This window comes from Lelliottia jeotgali, assembly GCF_016771845.1.
Classification (GTDB): domain Bacteria; phylum Pseudomonadota; class Gammaproteobacteria; order Enterobacterales; family Enterobacteriaceae; genus Enterobacter; species Enterobacter jeotgali.
The window spans coordinates 1-1625 of record NZ_JAENMQ010000024.1 but is presented as its reverse complement, the minus strand read 5'-3'; the positions used below and the strand labels follow the sequence as shown (position 1 = coordinate 1625).

Below are 1625 nucleotides of genomic sequence, written 5' to 3'. Positions count from 1 at the left end.
AAGACGCTAAATGAATACCAAAGTCTCTGAGTGAACATACGTAATTCATTACGAAGTTTAATTCACGAGCATCAAACTTAAATTGAAGAGTTTGATCATGGCTCAGATTGAACGCTGGCGGCAGGCCTAACACATGCAAGTCGAGCGGTAGCACAGAGAGCTTGCTCTCGGGTGACGAGCGGCGGACGGGTGAGTAATGTCTGGGAAACTGCCTGATGGAGGGGGATAACTACTGGAAACGGTAGCTAATACCGCATAACGTCGCAAGACCAAAGAGGGGGACCTTCGGGCCTCTTGCCATCAGATGTGCCCAGATGGGATTAGCTAGTAGGTGGGGTAATGGCTCACCTAGGCGACGATCCCTAGCTGGTCTGAGAGGATGACCAGCCACACTGGAACTGAGACACGGTCCAGACTCCTACGGGAGGCAGCAGTGGGGAATATTGCACAATGGGCGCAAGCCTGATGCAGCCATGCCGCGTGTATGAAGAAGGCCTTCGGGTTGTAAAGTACTTTCAGCGAGGAGGAAGGCATTGAGGTTAATAACCTCAGTGATTGACGTTACTCGCAGAAGAAGCACCGGCTAACTCCGTGCCAGCAGCCGCGGTAATACGGAGGGTGCAAGCGTTAATCGGAATTACTGGGCGTAAAGCGCACGCAGGCGGTCTGTCAAGTCGGATGTGAAATCCCCGGGCTCAACCTGGGAACTGCATTCGAAACTGGCAGGCTAGAGTCTTGTAGAGGGGGGTAGAATTCCAGGTGTAGCGGTGAAATGCGTAGAGATCTGGAGGAATACCGGTGGCGAAGGCGGCCCCCTGGACAAAGACTGACGCTCAGGTGCGAAAGCGTGGGGAGCAAACAGGATTAGATACCCTGGTAGTCCACGCCGTAAACGATGTCGACTTGGAGGTTGTTCCCTTGAGGAGTGGCTTCCGGAGCTAACGCGTTAAGTCGACCGCCTGGGGAGTACGGCCGCAAGGTTAAAACTCAAATGAATTGACGGGGGCCCGCACAAGCGGTGGAGCATGTGGTTTAATTCGATGCAACGCGAAGAACCTTACCTACTCTTGACATCCACGGAATTTAGCAGAGATGCTTTAGTGCCTTCGGGAACCGTGAGACAGGTGCTGCATGGCTGTCGTCAGCTCGTGTTGTGAAATGTTGGGTTAAGTCCCGCAACGAGCGCAACCCTTATCCTTTGTTGCCAGCGGTTCGGCCGGGAACTCAAAGGAGACTGCCAGTGATAAACTGGAGGAAGGTGGGGATGACGTCAAGTCATCATGGCCCTTACGAGTAGGGCTACACACGTGCTACAATGGCGTATACAAAGAGAAGCGACCTCGCGAGAGCAAGCGGACCTCATAAAGTACGTCGTAGTCCGGATTGGAGTCTGCAACTCGACTCCATGAAGTCGGAATCGCTAGTAATCGTAGATCAGAATGCTACGGTGAATACGTTCCCGGGCCTTGTACACACCGCCCGTCACACCATGGGAGTGGGTTGCAAAAGAAGTAGGTAGCTTAACCTTCGGGAGGGCGCTTACCACTTTGTGATTCATGACTGGGGTGAAGTCGTAACAAGGTAACCGTAGGGGAACCTGCGGTTGGATCACCTCCTTACCTGAA

1 rRNA gene is annotated in these 1625 nt (G+C 53.2%); it reads left to right on the top strand.

The window, feature by feature from the left end:
* The first annotated feature begins 79 nt into the window (after positions 1-79).
* Positions 80-1619 (top strand): 16S ribosomal RNA (locus tag JBO43_RS22825).
* Positions 1620-1625: the final 6 nt, after the last annotated feature.